The organism is Streptomyces incarnatus, assembly GCF_001027185.1.
In the GTDB taxonomy this organism is placed as follows: Bacteria; Actinomycetota; Actinomycetes; order Streptomycetales; family Streptomycetaceae; genus Streptomyces; species Streptomyces puniciscabiei.
The window spans coordinates 8,305,524-8,321,416 of record NZ_CP011497.1 but is presented as its reverse complement, the minus strand read 5'-3'; the positions used below and the strand labels follow the sequence as shown (position 1 = coordinate 8,321,416).

The following is a 15,893-nucleotide window of genomic DNA, read 5'->3' as shown; positions in this document are numbered from 1 at the left end:
GTTGCCGGCGTCCGAGCCATGCCATTCTGCCGCGCCACCGACGACTCACCACTCCCCGGATCCAATCGGGGGGTTCCACTCCGGAGGCGGCTCTACCGATTGCGGTCGTGACCTCGTCAACTTAGCTTCAACACGTCGGTTTTATTCCGATAAGGCCAACATCATTCCTTATGTTGACCTTTCCACGGCATCGAACGGAGCATTCATGTCGGTGATGACCGGTACCCAGCCCCAGCAGCAGTTCGGCCAGCAGATCGGCGCCCCGCAGGGCCAGCTCGCACAGGTGGTCCAGCAGGCGATCCAGCAGGCCTGCCAGCAGGCGAGCCAGCAGATCGCGCAGCGCATGCAGCAGACGCTGCAGCAGATCCAGCAGGTCCAGCAGCAGCTGCAGCAGCAGGGCATGGCCCACCAGGCGCACCCCTACCTCGCGCTCGCGCTGCACCACACGCTGCAGCAGGGCGTCCGCAGCGCAGTCGAGCAGTCCGTGCAGCAGGCGCTGCCGACGGCGATCGTGACGCTCCTCCAGCAGAGCCAGCAGAGCCAGCAGGGGGCCCAGGGCATGCAGGGCATGCAGGGCATGCAGCAGTGGGGCGGCGGGTACGGCCCGCAGTCGTTCGGGCAGCAGCTCCCGCAGTACCAGCAGCCCGGCTTCGGCTTCGGCCAGATGGGTCAGCCCTTCGGCATCGGCTGACACGCGGCGGCGCGCGGTGCGGTGTGCCCGGAACTGGTCCCCGGGCACACCGCACCCCTGTGGAAGCGCGCGCCGCCCGGCACCGGATCAGGAGCAAGAGGACGACACAGCCGTTGTGAAGGTGGACGTGATGGTCAAGGAAAGGCCCGGGAACAAGCCCCGAAACAACCGCGAGAGCGCATCAGAGGGCTCGGGGGCCGGTGGGCCGGGCCCCGAGGGCAGGGAAGCGGAACCACGCGGGACGGGCGCGCCGTCACCGATCACGGTGCAACCGCGCCGGGCCCGGTACTTGGTCACGCCGCTGCCGCAGCACCTTCTCCCCTCGGGAGTCGCCGCGCTGGGCATGGACGCGGTGTGCGAGCAGCTGGAGCGCATGCCCGAGGTCACGGTCGTCCGCAGGCTGCGGCCGTCGGAGAAGCTGCGGTCTGCCGGGCTGTACCCGTCGTGCCCGGAACTGGCCGTCGTCGAGGCAGCCGAGGAACAGGTGCCGGCCATGCGGTCGCTGCACGTGCACATCGAACCGGATCTTCCGCTGACCGGGACCGGACCCGCGTCCGTGGGCACGGCGGCGCTTCCGCTGCGCGACCCGGGGCTGGTGACCTCCCTGGAGCGATCCACCGACATCGCGCTGCGCGTCTGCGGCCCGGACGGCGAACCGCTGGCCGGCGCGGGAGTGTTCCTGATCGGTGCGACCTGGCCGGCGCAGGGCGTCACCGGTGCCGATGGAACAGTCACCCTCACGCTCACGACGGACACGGCGGAGTCCGTCCAGTCCCTGTACGTGCGGCCCACGGGCGGCTACACGGACCGCTGGATCCATCGACCCGACCTGTCGGCGACCCAGGAGAACCTCGTCACCCTCACCCCGCTCGCCAAGGTGTACCCGGAACTGGAGCAGCGGCAGCACTACGGCTGGGGCCAGCAGGCCATGCGCGTGGACCGGCTGCCCCCCACCTTCCGCGCGTTCGGCATCAGGATCGCGGCCATCGGATCGGGTGTCAGCGCCGGACACCCCGATCTGCGGCAACGGGTGCGCTCCGGGGTCGACATCGTCCGCGGCACGGACGAGGGCTGGGCCCACGACACGCTGGGCAGCGGCACCCACGCCGCCGGCATCATCGCCGGAGCGGACACCGGCAAGGGCGTCATCGGCATCGCCGTCGACGCCGAGATCGAGGTCTGCCAGGTGCTGCCCGACGGGCACTTCAGTGACCTGATCGCCGCCCTGGACCACTGCATCGAGACCGAGGCCGACATCGCCCACATCGCCGTGGCGACCCCCTACCCCTCGGCACTGGTCTCCCGCAAACTCGTCGACGCGGCCGCGGCGGGCATCGCCTGCGTGGCCCCGGCCGGGGACACCGGCGGGCCGGTCTCGTTCCCTGCCTCGCTGCCCACCGTGTTCGCCGTGGGCGCCCTCGGCGTCTTCGGCTCGTACCCGCCGGACACGTCCCAAGCCACCCACTGCGGAACGCAGTTGACACCGGAAGGGCTCTTCGCCGCACCGTTCAGCTGCCACGGCCCAGGAGTCGACGCGGCCGCCCCCGGAGTGGCGGTCCTGTCCTGCGCCCCGCAGGGCGGGTACACGGTCCTCGACGGCACCGGCACGGCCTCTGCCCACGTCGCCGGCCTGGCCGCGCTCGTCCTCGCTCACCACGAGGACTTCCATGGCCAGTTGCTGCCGCGCGGAGCGGGCAGGGTGCAGCACCTCTTCGAGATCATCGCGGCCAGCTGTCGCCAACTGGCCGCCCCCGGCACACTGGAGGCGGCCCGCGTCGGCCGCGGCCTGCCCGATGCCCTCGTCGCCCTCGGACTCGCCCCCGGAACACAGCTCGCCCCTGCCCTGCCACCGTACGCCGCCGCCATGGCCCGGTAGGTCTCTACCGCGACAAGCCCCCGTACCGGCACCCGCCTTCGAGAGCGGGTGCCGATCGGCTTTCCCCGGGCCGGCGGGCGAGTTGTACTCCGCGGTGACCACCGAGAGCGCCGGCATCCACGGCTGTGCAGCCCTTCCGCGCGCAGCAACAGCATGACCGTCTGCAGGTACATCCCCGCGTCCCCCCACTGTCCGGGCCCCATCGCCCGGTCGAGGTAGCAGAACAGTACGACCGGCGCTCCGAACGCCTCCGCATTCAAGACGGCGATCTTCCTGGGCCGGTCCGGGTCGTCACGCTCGATTCCCAGCGCTTCGTACCGCTGGGCCGCCGCGGCGGAGAAGCGGTCCAGATACGGCGAGGCGAGTCCGGACGGGTACATCGGATACTCCCGCTCGTCACCCGGGTCTCCTGCCCATGCCCTTGCCCTCGCGCGCCTCTTCAGTTCGGCCAGGGGCTCGCCTGTCACGACGTACACATGCCACGGCTGGAGGTTCCCGCTCGACGGCGCCCGCGTCGCCGCCGTCAGCACTCGTTCGAGCATCTCTTTGGACACCGGCTCGTCGCTGAACGCCCGCACGGCCCGGCGACTCTCCACGGCTTCGTACACATCCACGTCTTGTCGTCCTCTCGCTCTCCCTCAGTACAACCATCTCCGCAGCGCCGGGGGCGGCATGCCCGCCGTTGAGGAGGCTGCCCGCGATCACGAACGCGACGCCGGCGCCACGGGCTTCGATGCCGCGGGGGTGCGGGAGGCGCCGTCGGCACCGCGTGGATGGCCGGCCTCGCCAGTTGTCTGCGCGAAGCCGGGGTCGATCTGGCTGCGGCGGACCTGATCGGCCAGCACGGCATCGGCCGCGTGGTCCGGGCGGTGTTCGGCGTAGGTGACCGCTGGCGCGCCGAACGGCGAGGCAGGAAGCAGCCGTTCGTCCTGATTCGCCCGGATGACGCTCTCGGTGCTGCCGGCAGACGGCCGGACAGAGCCCACACGCATAAGCCCAACTCTCCTTCCTGCTGCGGCAGATCCGCTTCAGCTGTTCAGAAGAGGCAGGTCAGCATGTGCCGCGAGAGCTTTCCGAGGATCTCGCCCAGCCATGGGCTGCGGACGGCCGGCAGCCGGACCAGGGTGTGGTGGAACGTTGCCGCATCGGCCCGGAACAGGCGATTAGGGCGCGGCGCGGGCGGGTCGTCGCGGAGGACACCGGCGGGCATGGTGCCCGACGCCGGGACGGACGGGTGCGGCTCGGGGGAGGCCAGCCACAGCCACACTCCGAACGGCAGCGGTACCGGGTACGCCGAGGCGGCCGGGCCGGCCGGAGTCCAGGTCTCCCCGGTCTGCGGGTGGGTCGGTACGAGGAGTATGCCGGCGTCCGCGTCGGGAGCGGGCAGCGCCGGTCCGGCCAGGACGGCGCGCCGTGCCGGTGGACCGGCGGGCAGCACGGCGTCGAGGGCGCGTTGGAACACGTCCTCGGCCAGACCGTCCGGGACGGTCACGGGCCGGCCCTCCGAGGCCGCCAGCAGGTGCGCGAGCGCCCGGCCGGCTGCCGCCTCCCACTGCGGACTCCAGGACCACCAGTAGCTCGTTCCGAACCGCGACCCCCAGGTGGCGATCGGCTCGACCGGAGGCGTGCTCTTCCGCTGCGCCATCAGCTCCTCCCAGGACAGCGGTGCGGTGTCGGCACCGCCGACGGGCAGACGGTGTACGGCGTCCGGGGCGAGCCACACCGCCTGCCAGAGCGAGCAGTCGTCGATCCGGCTCGCCACGGGCAGGCCGCAGGTCTCGCAGACCATGTTGGGTCCGTCGGCGCCGTCGAGGCCGCAGCAGGCACTGCCGCGTTTCTCCGGGATCAGCAGGGTGCCGCGGGTGTCCCCGGGGGCGATGACGATCGCGCCGGGCGGGCCGTAGGACAGGGCGTGGACCGGCGCGTGGACGCCGCGGGCCGTCGCCTCCTCCGGGTCGATCTCCTCCCACCTGCGCCACGGCGGTCCCCAGGGCTCCGGGTCCACGGCGAACGTGCCCGACTCCATGAGCACCGGGAGCTGAATACCGTTGCCGTACTTCTGATGGGCGTGGGCCGGCAGCGCGACCTGGGACAGCGGGGTGGTCAGCCTGGCGCCGCACCCCGCGCACACGAAAACGAACAAACGTCCTCCGCCTGGGAAACAGGGACATCGTCGCAGTTCCGCGGCCGTCGGCCAACGGGATTTCCGTCCGCCGGGCTGCAGCGCGCCGCATGCGGTCGGGCCCGGACGGGAGTCATTCCGTCGGCAGCGAGGCCGGCAGGCCCAGCGCGGTGGACACCTGGCGCCAGATGGCGGTGAGGGCCGTGTCCAGGGTGACCGTGGGGTCGCTCAGCATCAGCCGGATGCCGTAGCCGTCGCTGAGCGACAGCACCAGCGTGCTCAGTTCGTCCACGTCGGTCGGCGTGAACTCACCGGAGGCGATGCCGCGCCGTACCGCTCCGGCCACCCAGGCGTGCAGCTGCGCGTACAGGTCCACGGCGAAGGCACGGGTGGTCTCGTCGCGCAGGGCCCGGGCCCACAGTTCCTGCCACAGCCGCCAGTCCTGCCGCAGTTCGGGGTCGGTCGGCAGCAGGCTGCGCAGGATCCGGGCCAGGACGACCGCGGCCGGCGCCGTTTCCGCGTCGCGTTCGACGTCGACGGCGGTGTGGGCGAAGGAGTGGGTCATCGCCTCGGTGAACAGCTTCTCGCGCGTGTCGAAGTGGTAGTGCAGCAGCGCGGTCGACACGCCGGCGCGCTCCGCGACCATGCGCATGCGGATCTTCTCGAAGCCGATCTCGGCGATGACCTCGCACGCCGCGGTCAGGATGCGCTCGCGCGTGTCTGCCGTGCGCACCTTGGTGGACACCCTGCCGCTCCCCTCGTCCGGTGGTCGTAGGCCGTGGCCATTTTCCCTCACCGCGGTCCCTCCGGTGCCACCGCCTCGCGACCCGGCTGTTCGTCGTACGTGTGGAAGCCGCGTCCGGCCTTCCGGCCCAGCAGTCCGGCCTCCACCATCCGGGACAGCAGCGGGGGCGGTGCGTACTGCGGCTCGCGGAACTCGGCGTACAGCGACTCGGCGATGGCCCGCGTGGTGTCCAGGCCGATGAGGTCCGTCAGGGCCAGTGGACCCAGGGGGTGCGCGCAGCCGAGGACCATGCCGCGGTCGATGTCCTCGACGCTCGCGCTGCCCGACTCCACCATGCGGATGGCGGTCAGCAGGTAGGGGACGAGCAGCGCGTTGACGACGAAGCCGGCCCGGTCCCGGGTGCGTACGGCCTCCTTGCCGAGCGTGCCCGTCACGAAGGTCTCGGCGCGGGTCACCGTGTCGGCCGAGGTGAGCAGGGACGGTACGAGTTCCACCAGTCGCAGGACCGGTACGGGGTTGAAGAAGTGCACGCCGACGACGTGTTCCGGGCGGCCGGTCGCGGCGGCGAGACGGATGACCGGGATGGCGGAGGTGTTCGTGGCGAGGATGGTGTGGTCGCCGGTGACCACGGTGTCGAGGCGGGTGAAGACATCGGCTTTGAGGCGTTCGTCCTCGGCCACGGCCTCGATCACCAGGTCACGGTCGTGCAGCGCCTCGATCTGGTCGACCACGGTGATCAAGTCGGCGGCGGCCTCCCGCCGTTCGGTGGTGAGCCTGCCGTGCGCGGTGGCCCGGTCGAGCGAGCGGGTGACGCGCAGGCGGCCCGCGCGGGCCGCCTTTGCGTCGCGTTCCACCACGGTGACCGGCAGGCCGGCCCGCGCACAGACCTCGGCGATACCCGCGCCCATCAGTCCGCAGCCGACGACTCCGACGCGTTCGATGCCGGTCATCCAAAGTTCCCTTCGGTCCGTGTCGGCCGTTGTGGTCAGGCGGTGGGCAGGTCCAGGACCCCCGGGCCCCGCTTGATCAGCTCGCCTGCGATGATCAGCCGCTGGATCTCCGAGGTGCCCTCCCAGATCCGGTCGACGCGCAGTTCCCGGTAGAGCCGTTCGACGGCGTACGTACGGTCGTAGCCCCGGCCGCCGTGGATCTGCAGGCACCGGTCGATCACCCGTCCTGAGGCCTCGCTCGCCGCCAGCTTGGCGATGGCCGCCTTGGCGTGCAGCGTCTTGCGGGCCTCGACCGGGGCCTGGTCGACCTCCCAGGCGACCTGGTGGGTGTAGGCGCGGTTGACGGCGATGTCCACGGCGCAGTCCGCGAGCATGCCCTGGATCAGCTGGTACGAGCCGATCGGCGCCCCGAACTGCTCCCGCTCCACCGCCCAGTCACGGGCCAGTTCCAGGGCGCGCTCGGCCGCGCCGGTGGTGCGTGCGGCGATCATCAGGCGTTCCTCGGTGAACCACGAGCGCGTGATGTCGTATCCCTCGCCGACACCGCCGAGCACGGCGTCCTCGCCGACCTGGACGTCGGTGAAGGTGAACTCGGGGTGCTCGTAGACGAAGGTGTGCATGAAACGGGGCACGCGGGTCATCTCGATGCCGGGGGTGTCCTTGTCGACGAGGAACAGTGTCGGCGCGCGCTCCGGACCCGCCGCGGCGAGCACGATCATGAAGTCGGCGTGGTCGCCGACCGTCACGAACCACTTCTCGCCGTTGAGCACCCAGCCCTGGTCGTTCCTCGTCGCCGTGGTGGCGAGGTTCTGCGGGTCGGAGCCGGCGCCCGGTTCGGTGACGGCGTAGCAGTCGCGCCGCTCACCCCTGATCACCGGGACGAGGAAGCGTTCGCGCTGCTCCGGAGTGCAGAAGCGCAGGGCGTTCGCGGGCCGCCACACCATGTCCCACAGGGCGCCGGTGAGCCGTCCCAGCTCCTCCTGGACGGTGACCTGCTCGGCGATGGTGAGTCCGGCGCCGCCCCACTCGGCCGGCATGTTGACGGCCTGGAGCCCGGCGTCGAGGACCGCGTCGCGGATCTTGGCGTGGGCGTCGGCGGGCAGGCCGTTGTTCTCCTCGCACGGGATCTCGTAGGCGGCGATGACGTCGGTGAGGGCGCGGGCCGCGGCCTTGAGCTGTGCCTGGCGCGGGGTGAGACGGAAGTCCATGGAGGTCCTCGCTGTGCGGTGGTGAAGGGGCGGGTTTCAGTGCGTGGCGGATTTCAGTGCGTGCCGGGGTCGGGGCGTGGCGGGGTCGGTACGTGGCGGGTCGGTGCGTGCCGGGTTTCGGCGGGTGGCCGGTGTCCGTGCGTGCCGGGGTCGGTACGTGGCGGGTCGGTGCGTGCCGGGTTTCGGCGGGTGGCCGGTGTCCGTGCGTGCCGGGGTCGGTGCGTGGCGGGTTTCGGCGCGTGGCCGGTGTCAGTGCGTGGGCAGGGCCAGGGTCCGGGTGCCGCGCTTGATCAGCTCGTTGGCGATGATCAGCCGCTGGATCTCGGACGTGCCCTCCCAGATCCGGTCGACACGCAGCTCCCGGTACATGCGCTCGACGGGGTGGGTGCGGTCGTAGCCCCGGCCGCCGAAGATCTGCAGGCAGCGGTCGGCGACCCGGCCGGCGGCCTCGCTGGCGGCGAGCTTGGCGGTGGCGGCCTTGGCGTGCAGCGTCTTGCGGTCGGTGTCCGGCTGGTCGGCCTCCCAGGCGACCTGGTGGGTGTAGGCGCGGTTGACCGCGATGTCCACCGCGCAGTCCGCGAGCATGCCCTGGATCAGCTGGTACGAGGCGATGGGTGCCCCGAACTGCTCCCGCTCCACCGCCCAGTCGCGCGCGAGCTGCAGGGCGCGCTCGGCGGCGCCGACGGTACGCGCGGCGATCATCAGGCGTTCGTCGGTGAACCATTCCTTGGTCAGCTCATAGCCCTTGCCGACGCCGCCCAGCACGTCCTCGTCGGCCACGAAGACGTCGGTGAAGGTGAACTCGGGATGCCCGTTGACCGCGGAGTGCATGAAGCGCGGGACACGCGTCATCTCCACGCCGGGCGCGGCCTTGTCGACGAAGAAGAGGGTGGGCAGCCGCTCGGGGCCGGCGTCCGCCTGCACCAGCAGGAAGTCGGCGATGTCGCCGCAGGTGACGAACCACTTCTCCCCGTTGAGCAGCCAGCCGCCGTCGGTGCGGGTGGCCGTGGAGGTGCCGGAGGAGGGGTCCGATCCGGCGCCCGGCTCGGTGACCGCGAACGCGTCGAACCTCTCGCCCCGGATCACGGGCAGCAGGTACTTCTCGCGCTGCCGCTCGTCGCCGTACGCGAGGACGTTGGCCGGCCGCCAGGGGATGTCCCAGAGGCAGTTGGTGACCTTGCCGAACTCCTCCTCCACGATGACCTGGTCGAGGAGGGAGAGGCCGGCTCCGCCCCACTCGGCGGGCATGTTGATGGCGTAGACGCCGGCGTCCATGGCGGCCCGGGTGAGCTCGGTGACGAGCTGCTGCGGCAGCGGGCCGCCGGCCTGCTCGGACTGGTCCTCGTGGCGCATCAGCAGGCGTGCGTAGTCGGCGGCGCGGCGCTTCAGGTCGGCTTGTTCTGGGGTGTAGCGCATGTCCATGGGGGCCTCTTCGGTCGAGTCGCAAAGGGAAGTCGGGTCAGGCGAGTACGGCGCGGGAGTCGAGGGCGAGGACTCCATGGGGGCGCACGAGCAGGGGGTTGACCTCGAGCTCGGCGATCTCCGGGTGGGCGGCGGCGAAGGAGGTGATCGTCTCCACGGCAGCGGCGGCCGCGGTGATGTCGACGGCGGGTCTGCCGCGCGTCCCGTCGAGCAGGGCGGCGGTGCGCAGTCCGCGCAGCAGCCGCAGGGCGCGGTCGGCGGGTACCGGGGCCAGGGCGAAGGCGATGTCGCGCAGGGCCTCGGCCAGCACTCCGCCCAGCCCCACCATGGCGACCGGGCCGAAGCGCGGGTCCCGGTTGACGCCGACGATCAGCTCGACACCGTCGGTCGTGTCCGCCATGGCCTCGACGGAGTAGGAGGGGGCGCCGAGCCGGGCGTGCATCTCGCGGAAGGCGGCGAGCAGTTCGTCCGGTCCGGCCAGGCCCAGCGCGACACCGCCCGCGTCGGTCTTGTGCAGCAGGTGGAGGGCCTTGAGGACGTAGGGGCCGCCGAACTCCCCGGTCGCCGCGAGCAGTTCCGTCTCGTCGTGGATCTCCCGGGCGGCGGGGAAGGCCACTCCGGCCGCTTCGAGGGCGCGGCGGGTCTGCAGATAGCCGCTTTCGGGCAGGGGGGCGGCGGGACGGGGCAGGGGCGGAACACCGGTGCGCGGTGCGCCGGGTGCGCTGGCGGCGAGGGCGCGAGCGGCGTCCTCGGTGCCGGCGAAGACCGGGACGCCGGCGGCGACGAGGGTGCGGCAGCTGGGCGAATCGGGATACATCGACTGCACCACGAGGGGCTTGGCGGTGGCCCGGTGCCGGGCCGCGATGAGGCGCGCGGCCTCCTGCTCCCCGGCCGCCAGCGCCGTACCCCCTCCCCCGAGCCCGCCCTCGGCGGCCGCGTAGCCGCCGAAGTAGCCGGTCATCAGGACGGCGTCGACCTCCTCGGCCGCCAGCAGCGCGGCGACGGTCTCCGCGTACGAGCCCGGGTCCTGTTCGCCCATACCCGCGAGGTCCACCGGGTTGCTGACGGCCGACTGCTCCCACAGGGCCGTACGCAGGCGTGCGCGGGTCGGCTCGTGGAGTTCGGGGACGGTCAGCCCGGCCGTCTCGGCGGCGTCGGCGGCGACGACGCCGTGGCCGCCGCCGTCCGTGAGCACGGCGACACGGTGGCCGTCCGCCCTGCGTCCACCCGTCAACGCGGCCAGTACGACGGCGAGTTCACGCGGGGTGGCGACGAGTTCCACACCGGCGTCCCGGCAGGCGGCGGCCACCACGTCGGCCGAGGTGGTCAGGGCGCCGGTGTGCGACTGGGCGCTGCGCGCGGAGGCGTCGCCGCGTCCGCCGGTGAGGAGCGCCACGGGTTTCCCGGCCGCTGCGGCCGCCTCGGCGAAGGCGCGTCCGTCGGCGAAGTCCTCCGCGTAGACCGCGATGGCCCGGGTGCCCTCGTGCCGGGCGCAGTCGGCGAGCAGGTCGACGAGCGTGACGTCGGCCTGGTTTCCCAGGGAGACGAAGCGGGAGAAGCCGAGCGCGTGCGGCCGGAAGCGGAGCTGGAGCTCCAGAGCCAGGTTGCCGCTCTGGCTGAGGAGGGCGACCCCGCCCGGGGTGAAGGTGTCGGAGGTCAGGAAGAGGTCCGTGGTGTTGTCGGCGAGCCCGAGGCAGTTGGGCCCGACCAGTACGGCACCGGCGGCGCGTACGCGTTCGGCGACGGCCTGCTGGCGGGTGCGCCCCGCCTCGCCGGTCTCCGCGAAGCCCGCGGTGATCGCGACGATCGCCCGGGCCCCGCACCGCAGGGCCTCGTCGACGGCGTCCTCGAAGGCGGCCGCGGGCACGGAGACCACCGCCAGGTCGACCACGTCGCCGATCGCGCTCAGGGTGGGGGCCGCGGTCTTGCCGAGCACCGTGCCACCGCGGCGGTTGACCAGGTGGACGGGCCGGCGGCCGTTGGCCCGCAGCGCCTGGGCGGCGATCGCGTGGCCGTACTTGGCCGGGTCGTCGCTGGCTCCCACGACGGCGACGGAGACGGGGTCGAAGAGTGCGGTGAGGTCGCGTCCCACGTCACTTCACCAGCTTCAGGGCGGAGTTGGGGCAGGCGGCGACGGCGGCCTCGGCGGCGTCCTCACTGCCGGGCGGCACGTCGTGGACCCGCACCTGCGCGTAACCCCAGTCATCGATGTCGATCAGTTCCGGGGCGGGTTCCTGGCAGAGGCCGTAGCCCTGGCAGCGGGTGGAGTCCAGCAGGAGTTTCATGGTGCGGTCCTTTCGGTGCGCCGGGGTCCGGCGGCTCGACGGGGTGGGGCGGGGTTTCGGGTCAGGGCACCGGCACCGTGAACCGGCGGCCGTCCTCCGGCTGCTCGCCGTGGCAGGCGTGGCAGCCGGCGTCGCGGTGGGCGTCGATCCGGTCGGGGAAGTGGGCGAGGAGGGTGGCGACGACGCGGGCGGCGGCATCGAGCAGCCCGCAGGCCCCTCGGCCGGGCAGTTGCGCCGACCAGCGGCGCAGCCGGCCGGTCGGGTCGTGGTCCGCACCGCCGCGTGCGGCGGCGGCGAGGGTCCGGGCCAGCGCGCCGGTGCCCGAGACGCACACCCCGCACTGGCGGGCGCTCTGGGCGGCGAGGTAGGCGGCGGCCTCGACGGCCACGGCGACCGGGCAGTCCTCGGGGTGCGGAAAGTGCAGCGCCGCGCAGCCGAGCGCGCCGCCGACCGCCTTCAGCCGGTCGTGGTCGAGCCGGAGGTCCGTCCAGCCCGTGCCGTACAGCCCGCCGAACAGGCCGCCGAGGAGGACCGCCGGGGCCCTGCCGTGTCCGGTCAGGTCGGCGAGGACCTTCAGGTGTGTGCCGGCGGGCACCTCGGCCAGCGCGGCTCCGGAACCGGCCGGTCCCGAGAGGGTCACCAGGTGGGCACCGGCGACGGCGGCCGCCGCGTCGGGGCACGCGTGGATGAGCGCGATCCGTGCCAGTGTCTCCACGTTGGCGACCAGGGTGGGGGCGCCGCCGACTCCCGCCTCGAAGGGGCGCGGTGGCTTCGCCATGGGCAGGGCCGGGCCGCCGTCGATGCGCCGTACGACGGCCGTCTCCTCCCCCGCCACGTAGGTGTGCTCGGTGCGTACGACGTCGACGGGCGGGTCGGTGGGGCGTTCGGCGAGGGCCCGCAGGACGGCCTGCTCGGCGAGGGCGTCCGCGAGGTAGACGACGCCGCGGGCGGCACCGGTCATGGCCGCCGTCAGGCGCAGGCCGTCCAGGACCAGATGCGGCCGGTGGCGCAGCAGCCACCGGTCCTTGACGGAGCCGGGCTCGCCCTCCTCGCCGTTGGCGACGACGACGGGCCTGCCGGGGGCGTCGCGGACGGCCCGCAGTTTCACGGCGGTGGGGAAGCCGGCGCCCCCGCGGCCGCGCAGTGCGACGGCGGCGATCCTCTCGGGCAGCCGGTCGCGCGGGGTCAGCGGGGTGTACCCGCCTGCGGCGAGGTAGCGGGCGAGGTCCTCGACCCCGTGGCACGGCTCGGCACCGAACACCGGCGAGACGAGCAGGCCGGGCTGTCCGCCGGGGAGGAGGGAGAAGACGCCGGTCATACGGTGCTCCTGGGCTCGGAGTGGCCGGGCAGGGCGGGACGGCGGTGCCGCAGGCGTGCCAACGCCCCTTCCAGGGCCTGTCGTTGGGCGGCGGTGCGCGTGTAGGCGGCGCCGGGCAGGCCGATCAGCATGCGGTGGTGGTCGAGAACGACCTCGCCGGCCAGCAGCGCCGCCCCGGGGTCGGCGGCCGGTGATGCCGCCGCGGCCTCGACGACCAGGTCGGTGACTTCGCTCAGGTAGCGCAGCCAGCCCCGCTGGGTGCCGCGCAGGACCAGCCGCTCGACCCGGCGTCGTTCGGCGGTGACCAGGGCCGCCGGCGGCCGGCCTGTCGCCGGGGCGCGCAGGGCGGCCACCGCGGCGGGCAGTTCCTGTTCCGGCTCGGGCGTGAGACCGAGCCAGACCAGACTTCGGCGAGCGCTCATGCGTGCCTCCGGGGTCGCGCCGGTTCCGGACGGCCGGAAACGGGTGCGCGGCGATGGCGTGGACGGGAGGTGCTCCGGCGCCGGACGAGTCGGGGCGGGGAGCGTGTGCGGGGGGTGCAGGTCCTCGGGGCGTGCACGGTGGACCAGCGGGGTCCGGACCGGTGCGAGGCGCGCGGCCGGGCCGTTTGCCCTGGCCATCCGCCTGCCACGAGACTAACTAACTAATTAGTCAGCCCACAAGTCTTGACTTGCCGATCCGCCGGACCCACTCTGACTAACCAATTAGTCAGCCGGAAGCCCGGCAGGCCGGCGCCGCCGTGCGCTGCCGCCCGCCGTCCTTCCGGGGCCCAGCCTCACCGCCCATCGCCGCCCCCGCGGCGCGGAGGAGGACCTGATGAACCCCTCGACCACGCGGGACGCCGCCGTGCCTGCCGCCCCACCGGGGCCGCAGGCCGAGCATCCCGGGGAAGCGCTCCCCGCCCGCTACTACACGGATCCGGCCATCGCCGAGAGCGAGACCGACCGCATCTTCGCCAAGTCCTGGCAGCTCGTCTGCCACGAATCCGACCTCCCCGGCCCCGGCGCGCGGCTCACCGCGACCGCGGCCGGCCGGGAGGTGCTGGTCGTCCGGACCGAGGACGGCGGCCTCGCCGCCCACCTCAACGTCTGCCGGCACCGCGGCACCCGCCTGGTCGCCGCCCCGGAACCGGCGGGCAAGGCGATCCGCTGCCCCTACCACGGCTGGACCTACAAGCTCGACGGACGCCTCGTGGGCGCGCCGGAGGCACGCCGCATCCCCTGCCTGGACAAGCCCCGGCTCGGCCTGCACCCGGTGAACGTGGAGTCCTTCCTGGGCTTCGTCTTCGTCAACCTCGACATGGAGGCGACCCCGCTCGCCGAGACCTGTGCCGGGCTCGCCCGGGCCGTCGGCCGCTACGCCGGGCCCGGCCTCGTGCCCGTCGGCAGGCACCGCATCCACGACCTGGTGCGCTGCGAGCAGCAGAACGCCAACTGGAAGGTGATCGTCGACAACTATCTGGAGGGCTACCACGTCCCCGTCGCCCATCCCGCGCTCATGCGGCTGCTGGACTACCAGGCGTACACGGCGGACGTTCAGGAGAACTACGTCCTGTTCGAGTCACGGCTGCGCGACAAGCCCTCCTCGAACTGGACCGAGCGGCTCTACCAGCGGCTGGCGACCCCCATGCCGGGACTCACCGAGGCCGACCGGCGCGTGTGGCGGTACGCCGTGATCTATCCCAACACGCTGATCGACTTCTACCCTGACCACGTGCTCGCGTGGACCGCCCTGCCCACCGCCCAGGACCGGGCGGCGATCCCCGGCGCCTTCTATACCAAGCACGGGGAGAGCGTCCGCACCAGGCTGGCCCGCCGGCTGAACATCCACATCGGCTGGGTCACCAACGACGAGGACGCCGAGCTGGTGGAGCGCGTGCAGGCGGGGCTGAGCACGCCCGGTTTCGAGCCGGGTCCGCTCTCGGAGCGCGAGGCCGCCGTCGGCTGGTTCGCCCGCCGGGTCCGCGGCGACCTGGAGGGGGGACAGCGGTGACACCGTACGCCACGACCCTCAGGACGTACTTACCCCTCCCCCGCTGACGCATCCTCGCACCTCCCCAGACCGGTCTTCCCCACGGAGTCAGGGCCCGTGGTGAGCCGACCAGCCGGTCCAGCCCTGGAGTTGTGCCGTTGCTCGACGGAGAGGACATCCATGTCCCCCGAGGTACTTCCACCGAACCGACGCGCCGTGCTGCGGGCGGTCGCCTGCGGCCTGCTCGGCGCCGCGGCCGGCGGCTGCGGGTTCATGCCCGCGAAGTCGCCCAGCGCCCAGCAGCTCGCCCCGGTCAAGGCGCGCGTCGACGGCGATCTCGTCTACTTCAACTGGGCCGACTACGTCGACCCGTCCGTGTTCAAGGGCTTCGAGAAGGAGTACGGCGTCACGGTCGTGCAGTCGAACTTCGACTCGATGGAAGGCATGGTCGCCAAGCTCAACGCGGGCAACCGCTACGACATCATCTTCCCGAGCGCCAAATGGGCCCAGCGCCTGGTGCGCGGAGGCCGGCTGCGCCGTATCGACCACACCCAACTCCCCCACGCCCAGGCCATATTCGGCACGTACACCTACTTCGCGGACCCGTGGTACGACCCCGGCTCCGCGCACACCGTCCCCTTCACCGCGTACAAGACCGGCATCGGCTGGCGCCGCGACAGGGTCGGCGAACTGACCGGCTCCTGGCGGGACCTGTGGAGCGACGAGGTCAGGGGCAAGGTCTTCCTGCTGGACGACCGCGACGAGGTCCTCGGCATGGGCGCCCTCGAACTCGGCCTGGGCGTCAGCACCGGCGACCCGCATGACCTCGGCCGCATCACCTCCCTGCTGGGCACGCTGCGCCCCCGGCTGCGCGGCTTCTCCAGCGACAGCTACAACAACCTCCTCAACGGCAACGCGCTGATGACCCAGGCCTGGAGCGGCGACATGGCCGCCATGCTCAACCAGGCCAAGGACCCCTCCGTGTTCGGCTTCGAGGCCCCGAAGGAGGGCACGCCGATCAACTCCGACTGCTACGCCATCCCGTGGAACGCCCCGCACCCCGGCACCGCGATGCTGTTCATCGACTACATGCTGCGGCCGGAGAACGTGAAGAAGAACATCGAGTACATCGGCTACCCGATGCCGGTGCCCGGCACCGAGAAGACGTACGCCGAGCTGGTCAAGCCGTTCCCCGAGTGCCTCGTCACCGAGGAGGACCTGAGGGCGGATCTGTTCTTCCGCAACGGCGGCCGCGCGGCGGAGGACGCCCGCGACACCGCCTGGACCCATGTGAAGGCGGGCTGA

General features: G+C 72.5%; 14 protein-coding genes and 1 pseudogene. 4 read left to right on the top strand and 11 right to left on the bottom strand.

From position 1 onward, the window contains the following. Positions 1–205 precede the first annotated feature (205 nt). Together ABB07_RS37985 and ABB07_RS37980 are read left to right on the top strand one after the other, a co-directional pair. The gene (locus tag ABB07_RS37985) at positions 206–691 is read left to right on the top strand and encodes a hypothetical protein (RefSeq protein ID WP_208902976.1); all 486 of its coding nucleotides are present in this window, start codon (positions 206–208) and stop codon (positions 689–691) included. A gap of 289 nt (positions 692–980) precedes the next feature. Beyond that, positions 981–2,567 carry a S8 family serine peptidase gene (locus ABB07_RS37980; RefSeq protein ID WP_244189667.1) on the top strand — a complete coding sequence of 529 codons (1,587 nt, stop codon included), beginning with the start codon at positions 981–983 and terminating at the stop codon, positions 2,565–2,567. Between the two features lie 95 nt (positions 2,568–2,662). On the opposite strand, the pseudogene ABB07_RS37975 reads toward ABB07_RS37980, so the two are convergent. The 11 genes and pseudogenes from ABB07_RS37975 to ABB07_RS37925 all read right to left on the bottom strand — a co-directional run. Then, a pseudogene (locus ABB07_RS37975) lies at positions 2,663–3,181 on the bottom strand (nitroreductase); the annotation flags it as partial. 87 nt (positions 3,182–3,268) lie between these two features. Then, positions 3,269–3,553, bottom strand: a complete 285-nt coding sequence (locus ABB07_RS37970; protein ID WP_208902974.1) for a hypothetical protein — start codon at positions 3,551–3,553, stop codon at positions 3,269–3,271. Between the two features lie 50 nt (positions 3,554–3,603). Beyond that, positions 3,604–4,710, bottom strand: a complete 1,107-nt coding sequence (locus tag ABB07_RS37965) for a hypothetical protein (protein ID WP_208902973.1) — start codon at positions 4,708–4,710, stop codon at positions 3,604–3,606. Positions 4,711–4,822: 112 nt separating this feature from the next. Beyond that, positions 4,823–5,434, bottom strand: a complete 612-nt coding sequence (locus ABB07_RS37960) for a TetR/AcrR family transcriptional regulator (RefSeq protein WP_208902972.1) — start codon at positions 5,432–5,434, stop codon at positions 4,823–4,825. A 47-nt stretch (positions 5,435–5,481) separates the two neighbouring features. Next, positions 5,482–6,384, bottom strand: coding sequence for a 3-hydroxybutyryl-CoA dehydrogenase (locus tag ABB07_RS37955; protein ID WP_208902971.1), 903 nt, complete (start codon positions 6,382–6,384; stop codon positions 5,482–5,484). 35 nt (positions 6,385–6,419) lie between these two features. Further along, a complete protein-coding gene (locus ABB07_RS37950; RefSeq protein ID WP_208902970.1) occupies positions 6,420–7,592 on the bottom strand; it encodes an acyl-CoA dehydrogenase family protein in 1,173 nt (390 codons plus the stop codon). A 249-nt stretch (positions 7,593–7,841) separates the two neighbouring features. Next, complete coding sequence (locus ABB07_RS37945; RefSeq protein ID WP_208902969.1) at positions 7,842–9,014, bottom strand: acyl-CoA dehydrogenase family protein; 1,173 nt, start codon at positions 9,012–9,014, stop codon at positions 7,842–7,844. A gap of 37 nt (positions 9,015–9,051) precedes the next feature. Continuing rightward, on the bottom strand, positions 9,052–11,106 hold the full coding sequence (locus ABB07_RS37940) for an acetate--CoA ligase family protein (protein WP_208902968.1): 2,055 nt from the start codon (positions 11,104–11,106) through the stop codon (positions 9,052–9,054). Position 11,107: 1 nt separating this feature from the next. Continuing rightward, complete coding sequence (locus ABB07_RS37935; RefSeq protein ID WP_208902967.1) at positions 11,108–11,299, bottom strand: ferredoxin; 192 nt, start codon at positions 11,297–11,299, stop codon at positions 11,108–11,110. A gap of 61 nt (positions 11,300–11,360) precedes the next feature. Beyond that, positions 11,361–12,617: an NADH-ubiquinone oxidoreductase-F iron-sulfur binding region domain-containing protein gene (locus tag ABB07_RS37930; protein ID WP_208902966.1), complete on the bottom strand. Its 1,257-nt coding sequence runs from the start codon at positions 12,615–12,617 to the stop codon at positions 11,361–11,363. Continuing rightward, positions 12,614–13,039 carry a hypothetical protein gene (locus ABB07_RS37925; protein ID WP_208902965.1) on the bottom strand — a complete coding sequence of 142 codons (426 nt, stop codon included), beginning with the start codon at positions 13,037–13,039 and terminating at the stop codon, positions 12,614–12,616. The genes ABB07_RS37930 and ABB07_RS37925 overlap by 4 nt, the downstream gene beginning before the upstream one ends. Positions 13,040–13,433: 394 nt before the next feature. Here ABB07_RS37925 and ABB07_RS37920 point away from each other — a divergent pair, with 394 nt between their 5' ends. Next, positions 13,434–14,609 (top strand): aromatic ring-hydroxylating oxygenase subunit alpha, encoded by a 1,176-nt coding sequence (locus ABB07_RS37920; protein WP_208902964.1) that lies wholly within the window; start codon positions 13,434–13,436, stop codon positions 14,607–14,609. A 159-nt stretch (positions 14,610–14,768) separates the two neighbouring features. Then, on the top strand, positions 14,769–15,893 hold the full coding sequence (locus tag ABB07_RS37915; RefSeq protein WP_208902963.1) for a polyamine ABC transporter substrate-binding protein: 1,125 nt from the start codon (positions 14,769–14,771) through the stop codon (positions 15,891–15,893).